Raw genomic sequence first — 20,081 nt, forward strand, 5'->3', positions numbered from 1 at the left:
GCGCCCCCTCTGCCGTGCGGGGTCAGCCGCCCGTGTGGCTCATGTGCCGGGTCATCTGCCCGTCGAGGCGCTGGCGCGAATAGTCGAAATCATGGCCCTTGGGCTTCAGGGCGATCGCCGCGCGGATGGCGTTCTCCAGCGCGCGGTCGTCGTCGGGATATTCCCGCAGGGGCTTGCGCAGGTCGGCATTGTCCTCCTGGCCCAGGCACATGAACAACTCGCCCGTGCAGGTCAGGCGCACCCGGTTGCAGCTTTCGCAGAAATTATGGGTCAGGGGGGTGATAAACCCAAGTTTTTGCCCGGTTTCTTCCAGCCGGACATAGCGCGCGGGCCCGCCGGTCCGCTCGTCCAGCTCGGTCAGGGTGAACCGCTCGCGCAGGGTGTTGCGCAGGTCCGACAGCGCCCAGTACTGGCCCAGCCGGTTCTCGTTGCCGATATCGCCCATGGGCATGACCTCGATGAAGGTCAGGTCCATGTCGCGCTCGGCGCACCAGTCGACCATCGGGAAGAGCTCGTCCTCGTTGAAGCCCTTAAGCGCCACGGCGTTGATTTTTATGCGTAATCCGGCCTTCTGGGCCGCGTCGATCCCGCGCAGGACCTGGGGCAGGCGGCCCCAGCGGGTGATCTCGGCAAACTTCTTCTCGTCCAGCGTGTCCATCGACACGTTGATCCGGCGCATCCCGGCAGCGTAGAGGCCGTCGGCGAATTTCTCCAGCTGCGAGCCGTTGGTCGTGAGGGTCAGCTCCCGCAGCGCGCCGCTGTCCAGATGTCGGGACATGCGGTCGAAAAACGTCATGATATCGCGTCGCACAAGGGGTTCGCCGCCGGTGATGCGCAGCTTCTTCACCCCGAGCCGTATGAAGGTGGAGCACATGCGATCCAGCTCTTCGAGGGTCAGCAATTCCTTCTTGGGCAGGAAGGTCATGTTCTCGGACATGCAATACACACAGCGGAAATCGCAGCGGTCGGTCACCGAAACACGCAGGTAGTCGATGGCGCGCTGGAACGGGTCGATCAGTGGTGTCGTGGTCATGAGGCAACCTCCCAATGTCGCAAAGCTACCGGGCGGGGCGGGGGGGCGCAAGGTCCGCGCGGGGTGAAAACATGATTCTCTGATAGGGATTTTATCTCGGACACATCCGCGCCCGGCTGCCCGCGAAACCCCGGTATTTCCGCGGTCGGATACCTGTCGGGCAAGGGTATGGCACCTGTCGGGCAAGTGTCGGGCACATTGTCTGACAATCCATGCAAGCCGTTGCGCAGCCTCAGCTTTCCTCCGTCGCCGCGCGCGGCAACAGGCGGGCGGCTTCGCGGCGGGCGAAGGGCTTCATCCCGGCGCCGTGGATGTCGAGAAAGGCCCGCACCCGGTCCGGGTCGCGCCGCGACAGATCGCGCAACCACCAGGCGATGGCCTTCTGGATGAACCAGTCGCGGTCGGGCACATAGCCCGCGGCCCAGCCGAGCACCCGTTCGCGGATCGCGAGATCCTCCGGTTTGGCGTCGCGCTGTTTCGTCCAGGGCAGGGTGATCACGAGGGCCGCGCGCCGGGTCCAGATGTGATCGCTGGTCGTCCAGGTCTCGACCACATCCAGCCGGGACGGATCGGCCACCAGCCGTTTCGCGCCCGCCGCGCAGGCGTGATCGGCCAGCGCCCAGCCGTCGAACTGGGGCACCCAGGCCTGGATCGCGTCCCAGCTGGGCGTGTCGTCGGGGCGCTGCCGGGCCTGGGTCAGCAGTTTGGCCGCCGCCACCCGCGCCTCGTGGATATTGGTATCCCAGAGCGCGCAGGCCAGCGCGGCCCGGGCGGGGATGTCGAGCGCCCGCCGCCAGTCGCGCGCCAGATCGTCGAGCACCGGAACGGGCACCCCGAGATAGGGGCGCGCCACCTTGTGATAGGCGGCCATCCCCGCGGCCTTTTCAGGGTCCGCATGGGCGGTGATCAGGGCGAGCGCGCTCTCTGGGGTCACAGGTTCCGCTCGATCCCGGTGGGGGCACCGTCGAGGGTTTCGGCGTTGGTCTCGGCCCAATATGCGCGGATCCCGTCCGCGCCCCGGGCGGCGGCCCAGGTCTTCAGGGTGTCCCGCTCGGTCATCTCATCGGCCATGGGGACCGCGTAGCCGCAGGAGGTTTGCACCATCTCGACATCCATGTCGAAGACCTGGCGTTTTTCCGGCCCGCCGGGGAAGAGCGCGGCAAGGGCGTCCCAATCCGCATCGCGGCGGTGCACGGCGCGGGCGGTGCCATAGACGCGCAGGATCATCGGGGTGGCATCGAAGCTGCACCACATCAGCGTCATGCGCGGGCTCTGGCGCAGGTGCCCGGCGGTCTCGTTGCCCGAGCCGGTGACGTTGAGCCAGGCGATGCGGTTCGGCCCCAGCACGCGCAGGCTGTCCATGCCCTTGGGGCTGAGGTTGATGCGGCCGGTCTCGGCGGCAGTGGCGACGAAAAAGACCTTCTGCGCCTCGATCATCGCCTGGTGGCCGAGGCCGATGCGGGGGAACTGCCTGGCCATGGCTCACTCCACCGTGACGGATTTGGCGAGGTTGCGGGGCTGGTCCACATCCGTGCCCTTGGCGACCGCCGTGTGATAGGCCAGCAGCTGCGCCGGGATCGCGTAGAGGATCGGGGCGAGGAAAGGCGACACATGGGGCATCTGGATCGTAGCCCAGCTGCCGGGGCCGGCCGTGTCGAGACCGGTGGCGTCGCTGACCAGCAGGACCTTGCCCTGGCGGGCCATCACCTCTTGCATGTTCGAGACGGTCTTGTCGAAGAGCGGGTCGGTGGGGGCGAAGACGATCACCGGGACGGCGGGGTCCACCAGGGCGATGGGGCCGTGTTTCAGCTCCCCCGAGGCGTAGCCTTCGGCATGGATATAGCTGATTTCCTTGAGTTTCAGCGCACCTTCCAGGGCGATGGGATACATTGCGCCGCGCCCGAGAAAGAGGATGTCGCGGGCCTCGGCCAGCTCGCGGGAGACCGCCTCGATCTCGGCCTCCTGGCCCAGCGCGAGGTTGAGCAGCCCGGGCAGGCCGCGCAGGGCGGTCAGATGTTCGGCCAGGGTTGCGTCGTCGCAATGGCCCCGCTGTCGGGCGGCGTGCAGCGCCAGCAGCGCCAGCACGGTGAGCTGGCAGGTGAAGGCCTTGGTCGAGGCGACGCCGATCTCGACGCCCGCGAGGGTCGGCAGGGCGACGGTGCTTTCGCGGGCGATGGAGCTTTGCGGCACGTTGCAGATCGACAGGATGTTGTCGGCCTTGCCCGCGCAGTAGCGCAGGGCCGCCAGGGTATCGGCGGTCTCGCCCGACTGGCTGACGAACAGGGCTGCGGTGCGCGGCCCGATGGGCGGGCTGCGGTAGCGGAACTCCGACGCGATGTCGATGTCCACGGGCAGGCCGGTCAGCTGCTCGAACCAGTATTTCGCGGTCTGGCAGGCATAGAAGGCCGTGCCGCAGGCCACGAGGATCAGCCGGTCGATCTGCGCGAAATCCGGCAGCTCGGCGGGCATGTCGATCCGGGTGCCGGTCTTGGTGTAATGGCCCAGCACGTCGGAGATCACGCTGGGTTGCTCGGCGATTTCCTTGGCCATGAAGTGGCGGTGGCCGCCCTTGCCGATCTGGGTGCCGTCGATGCGGGCATGGGTTTCGGGGCGCAGCACCTCGGTGTCCCGGGCGTCGAAGACCTGCACCCCGGCGCGGGTGACCACGGCCCAGTCGCCTTCCTCCAGGTAGGTGATCCGGTCGGTCATGGGGTGGAGCGCCAGCGCGTCGGAGCCCACGAACATCTCGCCATCGCCGTGGCCGATGGCGAGCGGCGAGCCCTTGCGCGCCGCGATCAGCAGGTCGTCATGGCCGTCGAACAGAAAGCACAGGGCAAAGGCGCCTTCGAGCCGGGCGATGGTGCGGCGCGCGGCCTCGACCGGGGTGGCCCCGGCGCGCAGTTCGCGGGCGCAGAGCTGGGCGATGGTTTCGGTGTCGGTCTCGGATTCGAAATTGGCGCCATCGGCGATCAGCTCGGCGCGCAGGGCGCGGAAATTCTCTATGATGCCGTTATGGACCACGGCGACCGGCCCGGCCTGGTGCGGGTGGGCGTTAGAGACCGACGGGACGCCATGGGTGGCCCAGCGGGTGTGCCCGATGCCGGCCTTGCCTGCGAGCGGGTTTTCCACCAGCAGGTCGCTGAGGTTCACCAGCTTGCCCATGGCGCGGCGGCGGTCGAGATGACCGTCCTGGACCGTGGCGACACCGGCGCTGTCATAGCCGCGGTATTCGAGCCGTTTGAGCGCCTCCACCAGCAGGGGGGCTGCCTGGTTGCGTCCGAGGACGCCGACAATGCCACACATCAGTGGGCTCCTTTCGCGGATTTTCTGGCGCGCAGCATGGTCATGAACCTGCGTGCGAAGCCGGGTTTGTTTTCCTGGCGGGTGCGGCCCACGGCCATGGCGCCGTCGGGGATGTCCTGGGTGACCACGGTGCCGGTCGCGGTCATGGCCTCGTCGCCGACGCGGACCGGGGCCACGAGGCAGGTGTTGGAGCCGATGAAGCTGCGCGCGCCGATCTCGGTGCGGTGCTTGAAGACGCCGTCATAGTTGCAGGTGATGGTGCCTGCGCCGACATTGCTGGCCTCCCCGATGGCCGCGTCGCCGATATAGGACAGGTGGTTGACCTTGGCGCCCTGAGCCAGGGTGGCGTTCTTGATCTCGACGAAGTTGCCCACATGGGTGTTCTCGGCAAGCTCCGCGCCGGGTCGCAGCCGGGCGAAGGGGCCGACGCGGGCGCCGCGGCTGACATGGCAGCCTTCGAGATGGCTGAAGGCGCGGATCTCGGCGCCGGATTCGACGGTGACCCCGGGGCCGAAGACGACCTGGGGGCCGATGGTGGCGTCGCGGCCGATCACCGTGTCGAAAGCGAAATAGGTGGTGGCGGGATCGGCGAGGGTGACGCCATCCTCCAGCGCCCGGGCCCGGGCGCGGGCCTGGAAGGCCTGCTCTGCGGCGGCCAGTTCGGCGCGGGTGTTGATGCCGAGGGTTTCGGCCTCGGGGCAGACCACCACCCTGGCGCGCAGGCCTTCGGCCCGGCCCGCGGCGATCGTGTCGGTCAGGTAGTACTCGCGGGAGGCATTGTCGTTCGACAGCCCCGCGACCAGCCGCAGCAGCACCTGCGCGTCGGCCATCATCACGCCGGAATTGCACAGGTCGAGGGCCAGCTCGTCGGGTGTGGCGTCCTTGGCCTCCACGATCCGCAGCAGCGCGTCCCCGTCGGTCACCAGCCGGCCGTAGCGGCCGGGATCCGCCGCCTCGAAGCCCAGCACGACCATGTCCGCGCCCGCCGCGCGCGCCGCCTGCATCGCCAGCAGCGTCTCGGGAGAAATGAAGGGCGTGTCGCCATAGAGCACGAGCGCATCGCCCCCGAACCCCGCCAGCGCCTGGGCGGTCTGGGCCACCGCGTGGCCGGTGCCCAGCTGCTCGGTCTGGCGGACGCAGATGGCCTCGGGGGCCAGCTGCGCCGTGGCGGCCTCCACCGCTGCCGCGCCGTGGCCGGTGACGACCACGATCCGCGCCGGGTCGAGCGCGGCCCCCGCCCGCAGCCCGTGCGCCAGCAGCGGCGCGCCCGCCAGCGGGTGCAGCACCTTGGGCAGCTCCGAGTTCATCCGGGAGCCTTGCCCCGCCGCCAGCACGATCAACGCCACGCCCATGCATCCGTCCTTCACCTTTGGTCCCCGTTCTATTACGCAAAGCCCGAAGCCCCGCAACCGGGGGCGATGTCACTTGGTGTTTCGTTCTTTTCACCCCCTCACGCCCCGCAGGCGGAAAGGCGCGCGCATGTCTCTTTCGGTGATCTTCGATCTCGACGGCACCCTCGCCGATACCAGTGCGGACCTGATCGCCGCGGCCAATGCCTGTTTCGCGGCCCGCGGGCAGGGCGCGCCCCTCGACCCGCTGGCCGATGCGGCGACGGCCTTCGCGGGCGGGCGCGCGATGCTGCGGCTGGGGATGGAGCGGCTCGGCCAGGGCTGGAGCGAGGCGGATGTGGACCGGGACTATCCCGTCCTGCTGGAAGCCTATGCCGGGGCCATCGATGTGCATACGCGGCTCTATCCCGGCGCGATGGCGGCGGTGGAGCGGTTGTGGGGCGCGGGGCACAAGGTGGGCATCTGCACCAACAAGCCCGCGGGGCTGGCCGAGACGCTGATGACCCGGCTGGGGGTGCGCGACCGGTTCACCGCCCTGGTGGGGGCCGACACCCTGCCGGTGCGCAAGCCCGATCCCGCGCCCCTGTTCGAGACCATCGCGCGGGTGGGCGGCGATCCGGCGCGCGCGGTGCTGATCGGCGACACGGTGACCGACCGGGAAACCGCGCGCGCGGCGGGCATCCCGTCGGTTCTGGTGACCTTCGGGCCGACCGGGCGCGCGGTGGCCGAGCTGGCGCCCGAGGCGCTGCTCGATCATTACGACCGGCTGGACGCGGTGCTTTCCGGGCTCCATCCCGGCCATTGACGGCTGGGCTCGATCGGTCCAATCCTTGGGCAACAGGGCAGGGGGCCGATATGTCCGACGAGATCTTCCAAGGCAATTTCACCCAGCAGGAGCCGATCCCCGAGGCCGCCATCGCGGCGGCGGTGGCGGTGATGCGCTCGGGCCGGTTGCACCGGTATAACCTGGCCCCGGGCGAGTTGGGCGAGGTCGGCCTGCTGGAACAGGAATTCGCCGCGCAGACCGGGGCGCGCTATTGCCTGGCCGTGGCCTCGGGCGGTTATGCCATGGGCACGGCCCTGCGCGCGCTGGGGGTGGGCCCGGGCGACAAGGTGCTGACCAACGCCTTCACCCTGGCCCCGGTGCCGGGGGCGGTGGCGGCGGTGGGCGCGGTGCCGGTGTTTCTGGAGACGACCGAGGACCTGGTGCTCGATCTCGGCGATCTGGAGGCGAAGGCGGCGGCGGGCGACGCGCGGATCGTGCTGCTGAGCCATATGCGCGGCCATATCTGCGACATGGAGGCGCTCGGCGCGATCTGCACCCGCCATGGCCTGACCCTGATCGAGGATTGCGCGCACACCATGGGGGCGGCCTGGGACGGGACGCCCACGGGCCGCTTCGGGGCGTTCGGCTGTTTCTCGACCCAGACCTACAAGCATATCAATTCCGGCGAGGGCGGCTTGCTGATCTCCGACGATGCGGAACTGATGGCGCGGGCGGTGATGCTGTCGGGGAGCTACATGCTCTATGCCCGTCACGGGGCCGCGCCGGGCCCGGAGGTGTTCGAGCGGGTGAAATACGACACGCCCAATGTCTCGGGCCGGATGGACCATCTGCGCGCGGCGGTCCTGCGGCCGCAACTGGCGGACCTGCCGCGGCAGGCGGCGCGCTGGAACGCGCTTTACCGGGTGCTGGAGACCGCCCTGGCAGGGGCCGAGGGTCTCGCGCTGCCGCATCGGCCCGAGAAAGAGCAATTCGTCGCCTCGTCCTTCCAGTTCCGCCTGCCCGAGGCGGCGCCGCAGGCGATCGCGGCCTTCGTGGCGCGCTGTGCCGCGCGCGGGGTGGAGCTGAAATGGTTCGGCGCGGCGGAGCCGGTGGGCTTCACCTCGCGCTATGACAGCTGGCGCTACGCCCCGGCCCAGACCCTGCCGCGCACGGACCGTGTCCTCGCGACCCTGCTCGACCTGCGCCTGCCGCTGACCTTCTCGGAGGCCGATTGCGCGCAGATCGCGCGGATCCTGGCCGACGAGGCCCGGCGCCTGCCAGGGACCATGGCGGCGGAATGACCCAGGGCTCAAGTCGATAAATATCCCGGGGGAGGCGCCCGCCAGGGCGACGGGGGCAGCGCCCCCTTTCGGGCGTGCGCCTCGGCGCGCGCAATTCCTCTGGACAGACTCCCTCACCATGCCTACAAATGAACAAGCGTTCAATTTTGGGAGGAGCGGGCGCCCATGTTCATGGCATCCATGAAGTTCGATCTCGGCGAAGAGGTGGAAGCCCTGCGCGAGATGGTCCATCGCTGGGCGCAGGAGCGGGTGAAGCCGCTCGCCGCCGAGACCGACCGGAGCAATGCGTTTCCCAACGCGCTCTGGCCCGAGATGGGGGAGCTGGGCCTGCTGGGCATCACCGTGGACGAGGCCTATGGAGGGGCCGGGATGGGATACCTGGCCCATACGGTCGCGGTCGAGGAAATCTCCCGCGCCTCGGCCTCCATCGGGCTGAGTTATGGCGCGCATTCGAACCTGTGCGTCAACCAGATCAAGCTGAACGGTACGGACGCGCAGAAGGAAAAGTACCTGCCCAAGCTGGTCTCGGGCGCCCATGTGGGGGCGCTGGCCATGTCCGAGGCCGGGGCCGGGTCGGACGTGGTGGGCATGAAGCTGCGCGCCGAGAAGCGCAACGATCATTATCGGCTGAACGGCACGAAATACTGGATCACCAACGGGCCGGATGCCGATACGCTGGTGGTCTATGCCAAGACCGACCCGGAGGCGGGATCGAAGGGAATCACAGCGTTTCTGATCGAAAAGGAGATGGCGGGCTTCTCCACCTCGCCCCATTTCGACAAGCTGGGGATGCGCGGGTCGAACACCGCCGAGCTGATCTTCGAGGATGTGGAGGTGCCGTTCGAGAACGTGCTGGGCGAGGAGGGGCGCGGGGTCGCGGTGCTGATGTCCGGGCTTGATTACGAGCGCGTGGTGCTGTCGGGGGTCAATATCGGGATCATGGCGGGCTGCCTGGACGAGGTCATGCCGTATATGACGGAGCGGCGGCAGTTCGGGGAGCCGATCGGGAATTTCCAGCTGATGCAGGGCAAGATCGCCGATATGTACACGGCCATGAACTCCGCGCGGGCCTATGCCTATGAGGTCGCCAAGGCCTGCGACCGGGGCGAGGTGACGCGCCAGGACGCGGCGGCCTGTGTGCTCTATGCCTCCGAGGAGGGGATGAAGGTCGCCCACCAGGCGGTGCAGGCCATGGGCGGGGCGGGGTTTCTCAACGACAGCCCCGTGGCGCGGATGTTCCGGGACGCCAAGCTGATGGAGATCGGCGCGGGCACGTCGGAGATCCGGCGCATGCTGGTCGGGCGCGAATTGATGGCGGCCATGGCATGACCATGGGGCCGGGGGCGTGAGGCGATGGCGTGGCCGCGGTGGCTGTGGTTCCTGCCGCTGGGGATCATCGTGTTGATCCTGGCGGCGAACGGGGTACGGTTGGGCATGCAGCGCGCGGCGCTGGACGAGACGGCGGTGATCAACCACTACGCGGCGCAGTATCTTGCGGATCACGCGCGGCTTGAGGGGGAGGGCACGGCGGTGCTGACCGATTGCGCGGCGGTGCCGGGGCGCGATCCCGGTGTCTGGCTGGTCGTGCGCTGCCGGCCCCAGGGCACGCAGGAGGCTTGGGACTACTACATCCGCCGCGACGGGGGGCTGGCCTTCACCGGGCGCGAGCGCGCCCAGAGGCCCCAGACATGAGCACGGGCTGTGTCACGGCGCGAAAAAGGGCGCACCGCGTGGATGCGCCCCGGGATGTGCGGCTTCGGACCAGATCAGAAGGTGAAGACGTAAGCCACGTTCAGAACGACCGGGTCGATCTTGACCGTGCCGATATCCGCCCCGTTCAGTTTGGCATCGGTTTCGATGTCGATGTAGCGGGCGTTGAGGCGCAGCGCGCCGCGCTCGGTCACGGGGATGTCCACACCGATCTGCGCAGCGAGACCCCAGCTGTCGTCCAGCTCCAGCGTGCCGGCGGAAGACTTCTCTTCGAAGAAGTTGGTGTAGTTGATGCCGACGCCCACATAGGGCTTGAACCCGCTGAACTGCGTGAAGTGGTAGTTCACCGAGACGGTCGGCGGCAGGTGCTTGGTTTCGCCGGTGACGGCGCCGTCGCCGACATCGATGTCATGGGTGAACGGGGTCGCGGCGAGGATTTCGAGGCCGATATTGTCGGTGAAGAAGTACTCCGCCGTCAGCGACAGTTGCGTGTCGGACCCGACCTCCACGTCCAGCGTGCCGTCTACGACCGAGCCATTGTCGGAGTCCGGGTTCACGTTGATGATACCGACACCGAAGGTCCAGTCGCCGGCCGATTGCGCGAGCGCCGGGGCGGCGGATGTGAGCACGAGCGCGGCGGCGGTCGTCAGGAGGTGTGTCTTCATGGGTCTGTCCCTCTTCTTGGTTCGGGCCCTCTTCTGACGTCGGGGGATTGCGCCAACTTTGATACAGGTCAAACCGCCGGATTTCGCACCTGCGGCATGATGGCACCCACCCCGAAACCGATCCGAGATACGGGGCTTGTGACATGAAACTGAACACGAATTGGGTTGCGGGTACCTCCGAGGGGGCGGCCAATCGCGCGGCCCATCTCGCTGCACTTGCGCAGGTGTCGCAGGTGGCAGCCCTGGCCGCGGCCGGCGGCGGAGAGGCGGCCCGCGCGCGTCATGTGGCCCGGGGCAAGATGCTGCCGCGGGACCGGGTGGCAAACCTGCTCGACCCCGGATCGCCGTTTCTGGAAGTGGGCGCGACGGCGGGGCACGGGCTCCACGATGGGGCGGCGCCCTGTGGCGGGGCGATTGCCGGGGTGGGCCGCGTGCACGGCCAGGACGTGATGGTCGTGTGCAACGATGCCACGGTGAAGGGCGGCACCTATTATCCGATCACGGTGAAAAAGCACCTGCGCGCCCAGGAGATCGCGGCGGAATGCCATCTGCCCTGCATCTACCTGGTGGATAGCGGGGGCGCCAACCTGCCCAACCAGGACGAGGTTTTCCCCGACCGGGACCATTTCGGGCGGATCTTCTACAATCAGGCGCGGATGTCGGCGGCGGGCATTCCGCAGATCGCCGTGGTGATGGGGTCGTGTACGGCGGGGGGTGCCTATGTGCCCGCGATGTCGGACGTGACGATCATCGTGAAGGCGCAGGGCACGATTTTCCTGGCCGGGCCGCCCCTGGTGAAGGCCGCCACGGGCGAGGTGGTGAGCGCCGAGGATCTGGGCGGGGGCGATGTGCACACCCGCCTGTCGGGCGTGGCCGATGCGCTGGCCGAGGATGACGCCCATGCGCTGGCGCTGGCGCGGCAGGCGGTGGCGTCGCTGAACCGGGCGGCACCTTCTTCGGTGGTGTGGCAGAGCCCGGAGGCCCCGGCTTACGATCCTGAGGAATTACTTGAGCTTGTGCCTGCAAGCCTCTCCGTTCCCTACGATATTCACGAGGTGATCGCGCGGATCGTGGATGGCTCGCGCTTCGATGCGTTCAAGCCGCGCTTCGGCGAGACGCTGGTGACCGGGTTCGCCCATATCGAGGGCTGCCCGGTGGGGATCGTCGCCAATAACGGGGTGCTGTTTTCCGAAGCCGCCCAGAAGGGCGCGCATTTCGTGGAACTGTGTAGCCAGCGCAAGATCCCGCTGGTCTTCCTGCAGAACATCACCGGGTTCATGGTCGGGCGGCAGTACGAGAACGAAGGCATCGCGCGCCACGGGGCCAAGATGGTAACGGCGGTGGCGACGACCGCGGTGCCGAAGATCACCATGGTCGTGGGCGGCTCCTTCGGGGCGGGGAATTATGGCATGGCGGGAAGAGCTTATCAGCCGCGCTTCATGTGGTCCTGGCCGAGCTCGCGGATCTCGGTCATGGGCGGGGCGCAGGCGGCGGGGGTGTTGGCGACGGTGAAGCGCGACGCCATCGAGCGCAAGGGCGGCAGCTGGTCGGCGCAAGAGGAGGCCGCGTTCAAGCAGCCCACGATCGAGATGTTCGAGGAGCAGTCCCATCCGCTCTATGCCTCGGCGCGGCTCTGGGATGACGGGATCGTGGACCCGCGCAAGTCGCGCGCGGTGCTGTCGCTGTCGTTGCGCGCGGCGCTGAATGCGCCCATCGAGGAGACGCGCTTCGGCGTGTTCCGGATGTGACGGTCGCGCGCGCCTCTCTTTGCGTTGCGCGGCCGGCGGGCGTGGCAGGCGTGGGCGAGGGTCGGCGGGACCGGGAGATGAGTATTTGGGGAACAAGGAAGGGATGGGCCGGTGTTTGAGCGTATCCTGATCGCGAACCGGGGCGAGATCGCCTGCCGCGTCATCGACACCTGTCGGCGGCTCGGGGTGCAGACCGTGGCGGTGCATTCCGACGTGGATGCCGGGGCGCGGCATGTGGCCATGGCGGATATGGCGGTGAACCTCGGCGGGGCCGCGCCGCGGGACAGCTATCTGCGCGGCGATGCGATCATCGCGGCGGCGCTGGCCACAGGCGCGGAGGCGATCCATCCGGGCTATGGGTTTCTGTCGGAGAACCCGGATTTCGTGGAGGCGGTGGAAGCCGCCGGGCTGGTCTTCATCGGGCCGTCGGCGGCGGCGATCCGGGCGATGGGCCTGAAGGATGCCGCCAAGGCGCTGATGGCGGAGGCGGGCGTGCCGGTTGTGCCCGGCTACCAGGGGGCGGATCAGGACCCCGCGCGCCTGGCGGCGGAGGCCGAGGCGATCGGTTATCCGGTGCTGATCAAGGCCGTGGCGGGCGGCGGCGGCAAGGGCATGCGCCGGGTCGAGGGGCCGGAGGGGTTCGCCGGTGCGCTGGAGGCGGCCCGGGCCGAGGCGCGCGGCGCGTTTGGCAATGACCATGTGCTGGTGGAGAAATACGTGGCGACGCCGCGCCATATCGAGCTGCAGGTGTTCGGGGATGGTGCGCGGGCGGTGCATCTCTTCGAGCGGGACTGTTCGCTCCAGCGGCGTCACCAGAAGGTGATCGAGGAAGCGCCAGCCCCCGGCATGACGCCGGAGATGCGCGCGGCCATGGGGGCGGCGGCGGTGCGGGCGGCGGAGGCCATCGGCTATGCCGGGGCGGGCACGGTGGAGTTCATCGTGGACGCCAGCGACGGGCTGCGCCCGGATCGGTTCTGGTTCATGGAGATGAACACGCGCCTGCAGGTGGAGCATCCGGTGACCGAGGCGGTGACCGGCGTCGACCTGGTGGCATGGCAATTGCGCGTGGCGTCGGGGGAGCCTTTGCCCGCGCGGCAAGAGGATCTGTCCTTGCGGGGGCACGCCTTCGAGGCGCGGCTTTATGCGGAGGACGTGCCCAAGGGCTTTCTGCCTGCGACCGGGCGGCTCACCCATCTGGCCTTTCCGGCGGATGCGCGGATCGAAACCGGGGTGCGCGCGGGCGACGAGATCAGCCCGTGGTACGATCCGATGATCGCCAAGCTGGTGGTCCATGGCCCGACGCGGCAAAGCGCCCTGCGCAAGCTCGACCGGGTGCTGGCGGGGTGCGAGGTGGCCGGGTCGGTGACGAACCTGGCCTTTCTGCGGGCCTTGGCGCGGCATGGCGGGTTTTTTGCGGGCGAGGTGGATACCGGCCTGATCGACCGGGAGGTCGAGACCCTGTCGCCCGCGCCGGTGCCGTGCAGCCGGGCGCGCGCGCTGGCGGCGCTCGGGGCGGCGGGGCTCCATGAAGGGGGGCCGGACGGGGCGGGGTTCACGCTCTGGGCGCCGCTGGTGCAGGCGCAGGGGCTGCGGTTCGGCGAGGCGGAGATCGAGGCCCGGATCGAGACACGCGGGGCCGGCAGTTTCCGGGTGGGCATCGGGGAGGCGACCCACGAGATCACCCGGCGCGGCGGGGCCTGGTGGGTGGACGGCGCACCGACACCGGCGCGGATCGTCGTCCATGCCGCGGGCGTCAGCGTGTTCTGGGGCAACAATTACCACTTCACCGCGCCCGACCCGCTGCACCGGGCCGGGGCGGCGGGACCGGGGGCGGGCCATGTGGAGGCGCCGATGCCGGGGCTGGTGAAGGCGGTGTTCGTCGCCCCCGGCGATACCGTGGCGCAGGGCGCGCGGCTCGCGATCCTGGAGGCGATGAAGATGGAGCATACGCTGACGGCGGGCCGGGACGGGGTGGTGTCGGAGGTTCTGGTGGCCGAGGGCGCACAGGTCAGCGCCGGAGCGCCGCTGATCCTGCTGGCCCCCGACGAAACCCCAAACGAGCGCACGGATGAGAGCCCGGAGGAGGCCGCCGAATGATCCGCCTGCATCACTGCCCGCAGACCCGGTCCATGCGGACCCTGTGGCTCATCCAGGAGCTGGGGCTGGACGCCGAAATCCGGATCTATCCCTTCGACAAGACCTTGCGCAGCCCGGAATTCCTGGCCCTGTCGCCCGCGGGCCGGGTGCCCGCCCTGGAGATCGACGGCGAGGTCATGGTCGAGACCGGCGCCATCACCGAGTACCTGTGCGAGCGGTTCTCGCCCGACGGGCTGGGCCGCAGCCCCGGCAGCATGGAGCGGATGGACTGGCTGGTCCTGGTGCATTTCGCCGAGACGCTCAGCGCCCATGTGGCGGCCCTGACCCAGCAGCATGTGATGCTCTACGACGACGCCATGCGCTCCCCGATCCTGACCCGGCTGGAGGCGCGGCGGCTGGAGAAATGCTATGCCGCGCTGGAGGCCAGGCTGACCAAGGGGTTCGCGGCGCGCACGCTTCTGGAAAGCGGGTTTTCGGCGGCGGATGTCAGCGTCGGGCAGGCGGTCTACATGGGGCGGCATTTCGCGGCGCTGGAGCCGTTTCCGGCGCTGGCGGACTGGTATGCGCGCATGGCCGAGCGGCCCGCGTTCCTGGCCTCGCTGCCGGAGCCGGGAACGGGCATCTATGACCGCGACTTCTATGCGCCGCTGGAGGATGCGCCATGAGTGCCTCGGTCGAGATCGTCGAGGTCGGCCCGCGCGACGGTTTGCAGAACGAGCCGGGGGTGATCGCGACCGCGCGGAAGGTCGCCCTGGTCGATGCGCTGAGCCGCGTCGGCTTCCGCCGGATCGAGGTGGCGAGCTTCGTCAGCCCGAAATGGGTGCCGCAGATGGCCGACAGCGCCGAGGTGCTGGCCGGGATCGTTCGCGCGCCGGGGGTGCGGTACGGCGCGCTGGCCCCGAACCTGCGCGGGTTCGAGGCGGCCCTGGCCGCGCGGGCCGACGAGGTGGCGATCTTCGGGGCGGCGAGCGAGGGGTTCTCGCAGGCCAATCTGAACTGTTCGATCGACGAGAGCTTTGCGCGGTTCGCGCCGATCTGCGCGGCGGCGGCGGAGGCCGCGCTGCCGGTGCGGGGGTATGTTTCCTGCGTGACGGAGTGCCCCTATGACGGCCCGACCCCGCCCGAGGCGGTCGCGCGGGTGGCCGCGCGCCTGCGGGCGCTGGGATGCTACGAGGTCTCGCTGGGCGAGACGCTGGGGCGCGCGACCCCTCGGGCGGTGGCGCGGATGCTGGAGGCCGTGCTGGCGGAGCTGCCCGCGGCGGAGCTGGCCGGGCATTTCCACGACACCGCCGGGCGGGCCCTGGCCAATATCGATGCCGCACTCGACGCGGGGCTGCGGGTCTTCGATGCCTCCGCCGGGGGGCTGGGGGGCTGTCCCTATGCGCCCGGGGCGGCGGGCAACGTGGCGACCGAGGCCGTGGCGGCGCATCTGGCGGCGGCCGGTTACGAGACCGGGCTCGACCGCGACGCGCTGGACCGGGCGGCGGAAATGGCGCGGGCCCTGCGCCGAAAGGAGCGCGCATGACGAGATTCGAGACACTAAAGGTCGCGCGGGACGGGCGCGGGGTCGTGACGGTCACCCTGGCGCGCCCGGACAAGCACAACGCCATGAATGCCGCGATGATCGCCGAGTTGCACGGTCTCGCCCGGAGCCTTGCCGCGGATGCGGCGGTCCGGGTGGTGGTGCTGACCGGGGCGGGGCGGAGTTTCTGCGCCGGTGGCGATCTGGGCTGGATGCGCGCGCAGATGGCGGCGGATCCCGACACCCGGTCGCGGGAGGCGCGCAGCCTGGCGCAGATGCTGGGCGCGTGGAACACGCTGCCCAAGCCGGTGATCGGGCGTATCCAGGGGCATGCCTTCGGCGGGGGTGTTGGGCTGATGGCGATCTGCGACGTGGCGGTGGGGGTGCAGGACGCCCGGTTCGGGTTGACCGAGACGCGGCTCGGGCTGATCCCGGCGACGATCGGGCCCTATGTTGTAGCGCGCATGGGCCAGGCCTGCGCGCGGCGGGTGTTCATGTCGGCCCGGCTCTTCGATGGGGCCGAGGCGGTCCGGCTGGGCCTTCTGGCGCGGGCGGTGCCGGAGGCGGAGTTGGACGCCGCCGTGGAGGCCGAGGTGGCGCCCTATCTCGCGGTGGCGCCGGGGGCGGTGGCGGCGGCCAAGGCGCTGACGCTGGAGCTGGGCGGCACGGTCACCGAGGCGCAGATCGACGCGACCGTGGCGGCGCTGCGCGAAAGGTGGGAAAGCGACGAGGCGGCCGAGGGGATCGCCGCCTTCTTCGACAAGCGCAAACCGCGATGGGCATCCTGATCTGTCCGGGCGGAACCGGCTGGAAACCGCGCTTGCGCATTGGGCGCGCGCGAGACCTCTTGCGTTGCGGCGGTTGCGGCCGCATCCTTTCACGCAGGCTGTCGGGACAGGCAGTGCGTGCAGTAAAAGGACAGGATATATGACCCTATCTCGCAGTTTCGTTTTGGGCCTCGTCGTGATCGGCGCCGGGGCCGTCGCCGGTTGCAGTGACAACCAGACCATCAATGCAGCCACCGGCGCGCTGGCCGGGGCGGCAGTGGGCAACCAGATCGGCAGTGGCAGCGGCCGTACCGCCGCCACCTTGCTGGGCGCCGCCGCCGGGGCGCAGGTGGGCGCCAGCCAGCCCGCGAGCCGCTAGGTCAGGACTGCGCCGGGGCCGAGCGCTTCCGGCGCAGCATCCCCAGCCCGCCGAGCCCCGCCAGCAACAGCAGCGCCGGCGCGGGCAGGGGGATCGGCGCGAGACCGGCTTCGAAATTTGCGAAGAACTCGTTGTCTATGCCGCCGACGGTTTCGGTGATCGTGAACTTGTCGAAGATCACCCCGGGCAGTCCGGAGAATTCCACAAGTTGTTCGGTATTGTCCGTGGGGCTGAAACTGGCCGAGAACACCTCCGTGCCATCGTCGAACAGCGCCAGGGTGAAGGTGCTGTCCTCGCAGACCGCATTACACCCCTCGAGCAGTTGCGGCGTATTCGGTTCATAGACCTCGAAGCTCAGAGAGACCATGTCGCCGCCTGAGGCGAGCACACCGGAGAAGCTCTCTTTCCCGCTGATGACGAGGGCCGCCCCGCCGAACACCGTGTCGAGATAGGTGATCGACGCAGGTGCGATCGAAGAGGGCGCGGTCGCCGTAATGTCGAAACCGCCGGGCCCAAGGGGGTTTGCCTCGAACACGGTGGCGGCGGAGGCGGGAAGGGCCGCAAGCAATGGGGCAGCGCAGAGCGCAGCGTGAAAAAAGCGTTTGATCATGGGTAATCCTTCATTGGCTGAAAATTAAGGAAACCCTGCCTGATGCGCCCCGTTTGCGTCAAGAGGGACGCGAGACGCGCCGTTCGCGGTAAAACCTGTATCGCAAGTTCGGTTTTGTGCTATGGTCGCTGCGCGGGAAGGGTGCCGGGTGAGGCGCCTGCGTCACCCCGTCTCTGGCACCCGCCCGCAAGGGTCTTACACTCGGGACAAATCGGAGGCGTGTTTGCCGCAGGCGGTTCTGTTGACCGGCTCAGTATGCAACGGTAGACCCGCCCCGACCGGACCGACATGATCTGAGCCCACGAGCGCCTGCCCCGGCGCGCCGCAGGAAGGAGCCCCACGTGGAAGAGTTGCTTCGAGAATACCTTCCGATCCTTGTTTTCCTGGCGATTGCCATCGGATTGGGCCTTGTCCTGATCCTCGCTGCGGTGATCCTCGCGGTGCGCAATCCGGACCCCGAGAAGGTGTCGGCCTATGAGTGCGGGTTCAACGCCTTCGACGATGCGCGGATGAAGTTCGACGTGCGCTTCTACCTGGTGGCGATTCTCTTCATCATCTTCGATCTGGAGGTCGCGTTCCTCTTCCCCTGGGCGGTGGCGTTCCAGGATGTGGGAGTCGTCGGGTTCTGGAGCATGATGGTTTTCCTGGCGGTCCTGACGATCGGGTTCGCCTATGAATGGAAAAAAGGAGCCCTCGAATGGGAGTGAGCACCGCAGCCTATGACGCAGGCCCCGACAAGGAGCACGCGACGCAACTTCTCAACAACGAGTTGCAGGACAAGGGCTTTCTGCTGACCTCGACCGAGGACATCATCAACTGGGCGCGCACCGGCTCGCTGCACTGGATGACCTTCGGTCTGGCCTGCTGCGCGGTCGAGATGATGCACACCTCGATGCCGCGCTACGATGCCGAACGCTTCGGGATCGCGCCGCGCGCCTCGCCGCGCCAGTCGGACGTGATGATCGTGGCAGGCACGCTGACCAACAAGATGGCGCCCGCGCTGCGCAAGGTCTACGACCAGATGCCCGAGCCGCGCTACGTGATCTCGATGGGGTCCTGCGCCAATGGCGGGGGCTATTACCATTACAGCTATTCGGTGGTGCGCGGCTGCGACCGCGTGGTGCCCGTGGACATCTATGTCCCCGGCTGCCCGCCGACAGCGGAGGCGCTGCTCTACGGTCTGTTGCAGTTGCAGCGCAAGATCCGCCGGACCGGAACGATCGTGCGGTGACGCGCGTTGGCCGCGGCGACGCGGTATGAACGAGCGCGTGCTGTGCCGCGCGCAGGACGACAGATGCGCGGACGCGCAGGAGAGACGACCATGACCGCAGCCCTCCAGGAGCTGGCCGCTCATATCGAGATGAAACGCCCCGATTGCGTGATCTCGACCGAGATCGCCCATGACGAGCTGACCGTGGTGGCAACACCGAATTCGATTGTCGGGTTGGTGGCGTTTCTCAAGACGGACGCGACCTGCAAGTTCTCCACCCTGATCGACATCACGGCGGTGGACTACCCCGAGCGCGCGCAACGCTTCGACGTGGTCTACCACTTCCTGTCGATGTACCAGAACCACCGCATCCGCATCCGGGTGCCGGTGCGCGAGGACGACATCGTGCCCTCGATCATCTCCGAACACCCGTCGGCCAACTGGTTCGAGCGCGAGGTGTTCGACATGTTCGGCATCCTGTTCTCGGGCCATCCCGACCTGCGGCGGATCCTCACGGATTACGGGTTTCGCGGCTACCCGCTGCGCAAGGACTTCCCGACCACGGGCTACACCGAGGTGCGGTATGACGAGGAGAAGAAGCGCGTCGTCTATGAGCCGGTGAACCTGGTGCAGGAATACCGTCAGTTCGACTTCATGTCGCCCTGGGAAGGCGCGGAATACATCCTGCCCGGCGACGAGAAGACCGACGACAAAGCAGAGGCCAAGGGCTGAGCCGATGGCCGATGTCACGCTCCTGTTCGGGATCGGTGCCACGAAGGCGGGCACGAGCTGGCTCCAGTACTATCTGGAGCGCCACCCGGAGGTGCATCTCTGGACCCACAAGGAGCTGCATTACTTCGACGCCCTCGACCGCGACCAGGTAATGGAGCAGATCGACGGGCTCTGCGACAAGCGCGCGGGTCTGCGGGCGCGGATGCGCGACGCCTCGGGCGCCGAGCATGACAGGCTGCGTTTCGAAGTGGCCGAGATCGACCGCTATCTCGGCCTGCTGGGGCAGGGGGTCGAGCGGCCCCAGGCCTATGTCGCCTTCCTCAAAAAGGGGCGCAAGGGCGCGAGGGTCGTGGGGGATATCACGCCGGCCTATGCGCTGCTCTCGGAGGACCGTCTGCGGTCCATGGCCGCCCTCGGACCGGTGACGAAATTCATCTATCTGTTGCGCGACCCCATCGACCGGCTGTGGTCCAACATCCGCATGATGGCGGGCTGGAAGGGCGGGTCCGAGAAGGACATCGCCGACCGGGCCAACTGGATCTTCGACCGCTGGACCCGGGGTGAAGAGAAGGCCCTGGCGGAGCGCTGCGACTACGAGGGGCCGCTGACGCGGATCCTGTCGGCGATCCCCGAAAAGGACCGCTTCCTGGGCTTTTACGAAGAGCTTTTCCGCCCCGAGACCGTGGCGCGGATCTGTGCCTTTCTCGGGATCGCGTCGCGCCCCGCGCCGCTGGAGACCCGGGTGCATGCAAGCGCGCCCATCGCGCTGGAGCCGGGCCGCCGCGCCATCGCGGCCGAGGCGCTGGCGCCGCAATATGACCATGTACACCGCCTGATCGGCCGCATCCCTGCGGGCTGGCACGCGGCAGAAGTTGGAGTGTAACCGATG

21 protein-coding genes are annotated in these 20,081 nt (G+C 68.5%); 14 read left to right on the forward strand and 7 right to left on the reverse strand.

Annotated features, from left to right (window positions below; all coding sequences use genetic code 11):
* Window positions 1-22: 22 nt before the first annotated feature.
* The 5 genes from moaA to glmU all read right to left on the reverse strand — a co-directional run bounded on the left by moaA (window position 23) and on the right by glmU (window position 5,688).
* Window positions 23-1,033, reverse strand: a complete 1,011-nt coding sequence (gene moaA / locus PVW48_RS05220) for a GTP 3',8-cyclase MoaA (RefSeq protein WP_012177962.1) — start codon at window positions 1,031-1,033, stop codon at window positions 23-25.
* 232 nt (window positions 1,034-1,265) lie between these two features.
* Window positions 1,266-1,967 carry a DNA alkylation repair protein gene (locus tag PVW48_RS05225; protein ID WP_274580573.1) on the reverse strand — a complete coding sequence of 234 codons (702 nt, stop codon included), beginning with the start codon at window positions 1,965-1,967 and terminating at the stop codon, window positions 1,266-1,268.
* Window positions 1,964-2,512, reverse strand: a complete 549-nt coding sequence (locus tag PVW48_RS05230) for a pyridoxamine 5'-phosphate oxidase family protein (RefSeq protein WP_274580574.1) — start codon at window positions 2,510-2,512, stop codon at window positions 1,964-1,966. The genes PVW48_RS05225 and PVW48_RS05230 overlap by 4 nt, the downstream gene beginning before the upstream one ends.
* 3 nt (window positions 2,513-2,515) lie before the next feature.
* Window positions 2,516-4,336, reverse strand: a complete 1,821-nt coding sequence (gene glmS / locus PVW48_RS05235) for a glutamine--fructose-6-phosphate transaminase (isomerizing) (protein ID WP_274580575.1) — start codon at window positions 4,334-4,336, stop codon at window positions 2,516-2,518.
* A complete protein-coding gene (glmU, locus tag PVW48_RS05240; RefSeq protein WP_274580576.1) occupies window positions 4,336-5,688 on the reverse strand; it encodes a bifunctional UDP-N-acetylglucosamine diphosphorylase/glucosamine-1-phosphate N-acetyltransferase GlmU in 1,353 nt (450 codons plus the stop codon). The genes glmS and glmU overlap by 1 nt, the downstream gene beginning before the upstream one ends.
* A gap of 127 nt (window positions 5,689-5,815) precedes the next feature.
* Between glmU and PVW48_RS05245 the strand changes: the two genes are divergently transcribed.
* The 4 genes from PVW48_RS05245 to PVW48_RS05260 all read left to right on the forward strand — a co-directional run bounded on the left by PVW48_RS05245 (window position 5,816) and on the right by PVW48_RS05260 (window position 9,444).
* On the forward strand, window positions 5,816-6,490 hold the full coding sequence (locus PVW48_RS05245; protein ID WP_274580577.1) for an HAD-IA family hydrolase: 675 nt from the start codon (window positions 5,816-5,818) through the stop codon (window positions 6,488-6,490).
* Between the two features lie 50 nt (window positions 6,491-6,540).
* A complete protein-coding gene (locus tag PVW48_RS05250; protein WP_274580578.1) occupies window positions 6,541-7,752 on the forward strand; it encodes a DegT/DnrJ/EryC1/StrS family aminotransferase in 1,212 nt (403 codons plus the stop codon).
* A 165-nt stretch (window positions 7,753-7,917) separates the two neighbouring features.
* Window positions 7,918-9,081, forward strand: coding sequence for an isovaleryl-CoA dehydrogenase (locus PVW48_RS05255; RefSeq protein WP_012177969.1), 1,164 nt, complete (start codon window positions 7,918-7,920; stop codon window positions 9,079-9,081).
* Between the two features lie 24 nt (window positions 9,082-9,105).
* Complete coding sequence (locus tag PVW48_RS05260) at window positions 9,106-9,444, forward strand: hypothetical protein (RefSeq protein WP_012177970.1); 339 nt, start codon at window positions 9,106-9,108, stop codon at window positions 9,442-9,444.
* Between the two features lie 74 nt (window positions 9,445-9,518).
* Here the strand turns inward: PVW48_RS05260 and PVW48_RS05265 are convergent, their stop codons facing one another.
* Window positions 9,519-10,127: an OmpW/AlkL family protein gene (locus PVW48_RS05265; RefSeq protein WP_012177971.1), complete on the reverse strand. Its 609-nt coding sequence runs from the start codon at window positions 10,125-10,127 to the stop codon at window positions 9,519-9,521.
* A gap of 143 nt (window positions 10,128-10,270) precedes the next feature.
* Here PVW48_RS05265 and PVW48_RS05270 point away from each other — a divergent pair, with 143 nt between their 5' ends.
* The 6 genes from PVW48_RS05270 to PVW48_RS05295 all read left to right on the forward strand — a co-directional run bounded on the left by PVW48_RS05270 (window position 10,271) and on the right by PVW48_RS05295 (window position 16,640).
* A complete protein-coding gene (locus PVW48_RS05270) occupies window positions 10,271-11,875 on the forward strand; it encodes a carboxyl transferase domain-containing protein (protein WP_274580579.1) in 1,605 nt (534 codons plus the stop codon).
* Window positions 11,876-11,986: 111 nt separating this feature from the next.
* The gene (locus PVW48_RS05275; RefSeq protein ID WP_274580580.1) at window positions 11,987-13,972 is read left to right on the forward strand and encodes an ATP-binding protein; all 1,986 of its coding nucleotides are present in this window, start codon (window positions 11,987-11,989) and stop codon (window positions 13,970-13,972) included.
* The gene (locus PVW48_RS05280) at window positions 13,969-14,637 is read left to right on the forward strand and encodes a glutathione S-transferase family protein (protein WP_274580581.1); all 669 of its coding nucleotides are present in this window, start codon (window positions 13,969-13,971) and stop codon (window positions 14,635-14,637) included. Before PVW48_RS05275 ends, PVW48_RS05280 begins: the two co-directional genes overlap by 4 nt.
* Complete coding sequence (locus tag PVW48_RS05285; RefSeq protein WP_274580582.1) at window positions 14,634-15,497, forward strand: hydroxymethylglutaryl-CoA lyase; 864 nt, start codon at window positions 14,634-14,636, stop codon at window positions 15,495-15,497. The genes PVW48_RS05280 and PVW48_RS05285 overlap by 4 nt, the downstream gene beginning before the upstream one ends.
* Window positions 15,494-16,282 carry a crotonase/enoyl-CoA hydratase family protein gene (locus PVW48_RS05290; RefSeq protein ID WP_274580583.1) on the forward strand — a complete coding sequence of 263 codons (789 nt, stop codon included), beginning with the start codon at window positions 15,494-15,496 and terminating at the stop codon, window positions 16,280-16,282. The genes PVW48_RS05285 and PVW48_RS05290 overlap by 4 nt, the downstream gene beginning before the upstream one ends.
* A gap of 139 nt (window positions 16,283-16,421) precedes the next feature.
* Window positions 16,422-16,640 carry a glycine zipper 2TM domain-containing protein gene (locus PVW48_RS05295; RefSeq protein ID WP_012177977.1) on the forward strand — a complete coding sequence of 73 codons (219 nt, stop codon included), beginning with the start codon at window positions 16,422-16,424 and terminating at the stop codon, window positions 16,638-16,640.
* Between the two features lies 1 nt (window position 16,641).
* Here PVW48_RS05295 and PVW48_RS05300 read toward each other — a convergent pair whose 3' ends face one another.
* On the reverse strand, window positions 16,642-17,250 hold the full coding sequence (locus PVW48_RS05300) for a VPLPA-CTERM sorting domain-containing protein (protein ID WP_274580584.1): 609 nt from the start codon (window positions 17,248-17,250) through the stop codon (window positions 16,642-16,644).
* Window positions 17,251-17,591: 341 nt separating this feature from the next.
* On the opposite strand from PVW48_RS05300, the gene PVW48_RS05305 reads away from it, so the two are divergent.
* The 4 genes from PVW48_RS05305 (at window position 17,592) to PVW48_RS05320 (ending at window position 20,075) form a co-directional block, all read left to right on the forward strand.
* Entirely contained in the window at window positions 17,592-17,957 is a 366-nt protein-coding gene (locus tag PVW48_RS05305; protein WP_012177979.1) for an NADH-quinone oxidoreductase subunit A, read from the forward strand.
* On the forward strand, window positions 17,948-18,481 hold the full coding sequence (locus PVW48_RS05310; protein ID WP_012177980.1) for a NuoB/complex I 20 kDa subunit family protein: 534 nt from the start codon (window positions 17,948-17,950) through the stop codon (window positions 18,479-18,481). The genes PVW48_RS05305 and PVW48_RS05310 overlap by 10 nt, the downstream gene beginning before the upstream one ends.
* 90 nt (window positions 18,482-18,571) lie before the next feature.
* Window positions 18,572-19,192, forward strand: coding sequence for an NADH-quinone oxidoreductase subunit C (locus PVW48_RS05315; RefSeq protein WP_044027659.1), 621 nt, complete (start codon window positions 18,572-18,574; stop codon window positions 19,190-19,192).
* Window positions 19,193-19,196: 4 nt separating this feature from the next.
* The gene (locus PVW48_RS05320; RefSeq protein ID WP_274580585.1) at window positions 19,197-20,075 is read left to right on the forward strand and encodes a sulfotransferase family protein; all 879 of its coding nucleotides are present in this window, start codon (window positions 19,197-19,199) and stop codon (window positions 20,073-20,075) included.
* Window positions 20,076-20,081 lie beyond the last annotated feature (6 nt).

Origin of the sequence: Dinoroseobacter sp. PD6 (assembly GCF_028807315.1) — a bacterium.
In the GTDB taxonomy this organism is placed as follows: domain Bacteria; phylum Pseudomonadota; class Alphaproteobacteria; order Rhodobacterales; family Rhodobacteraceae; genus Dinoroseobacter; species Dinoroseobacter shibae.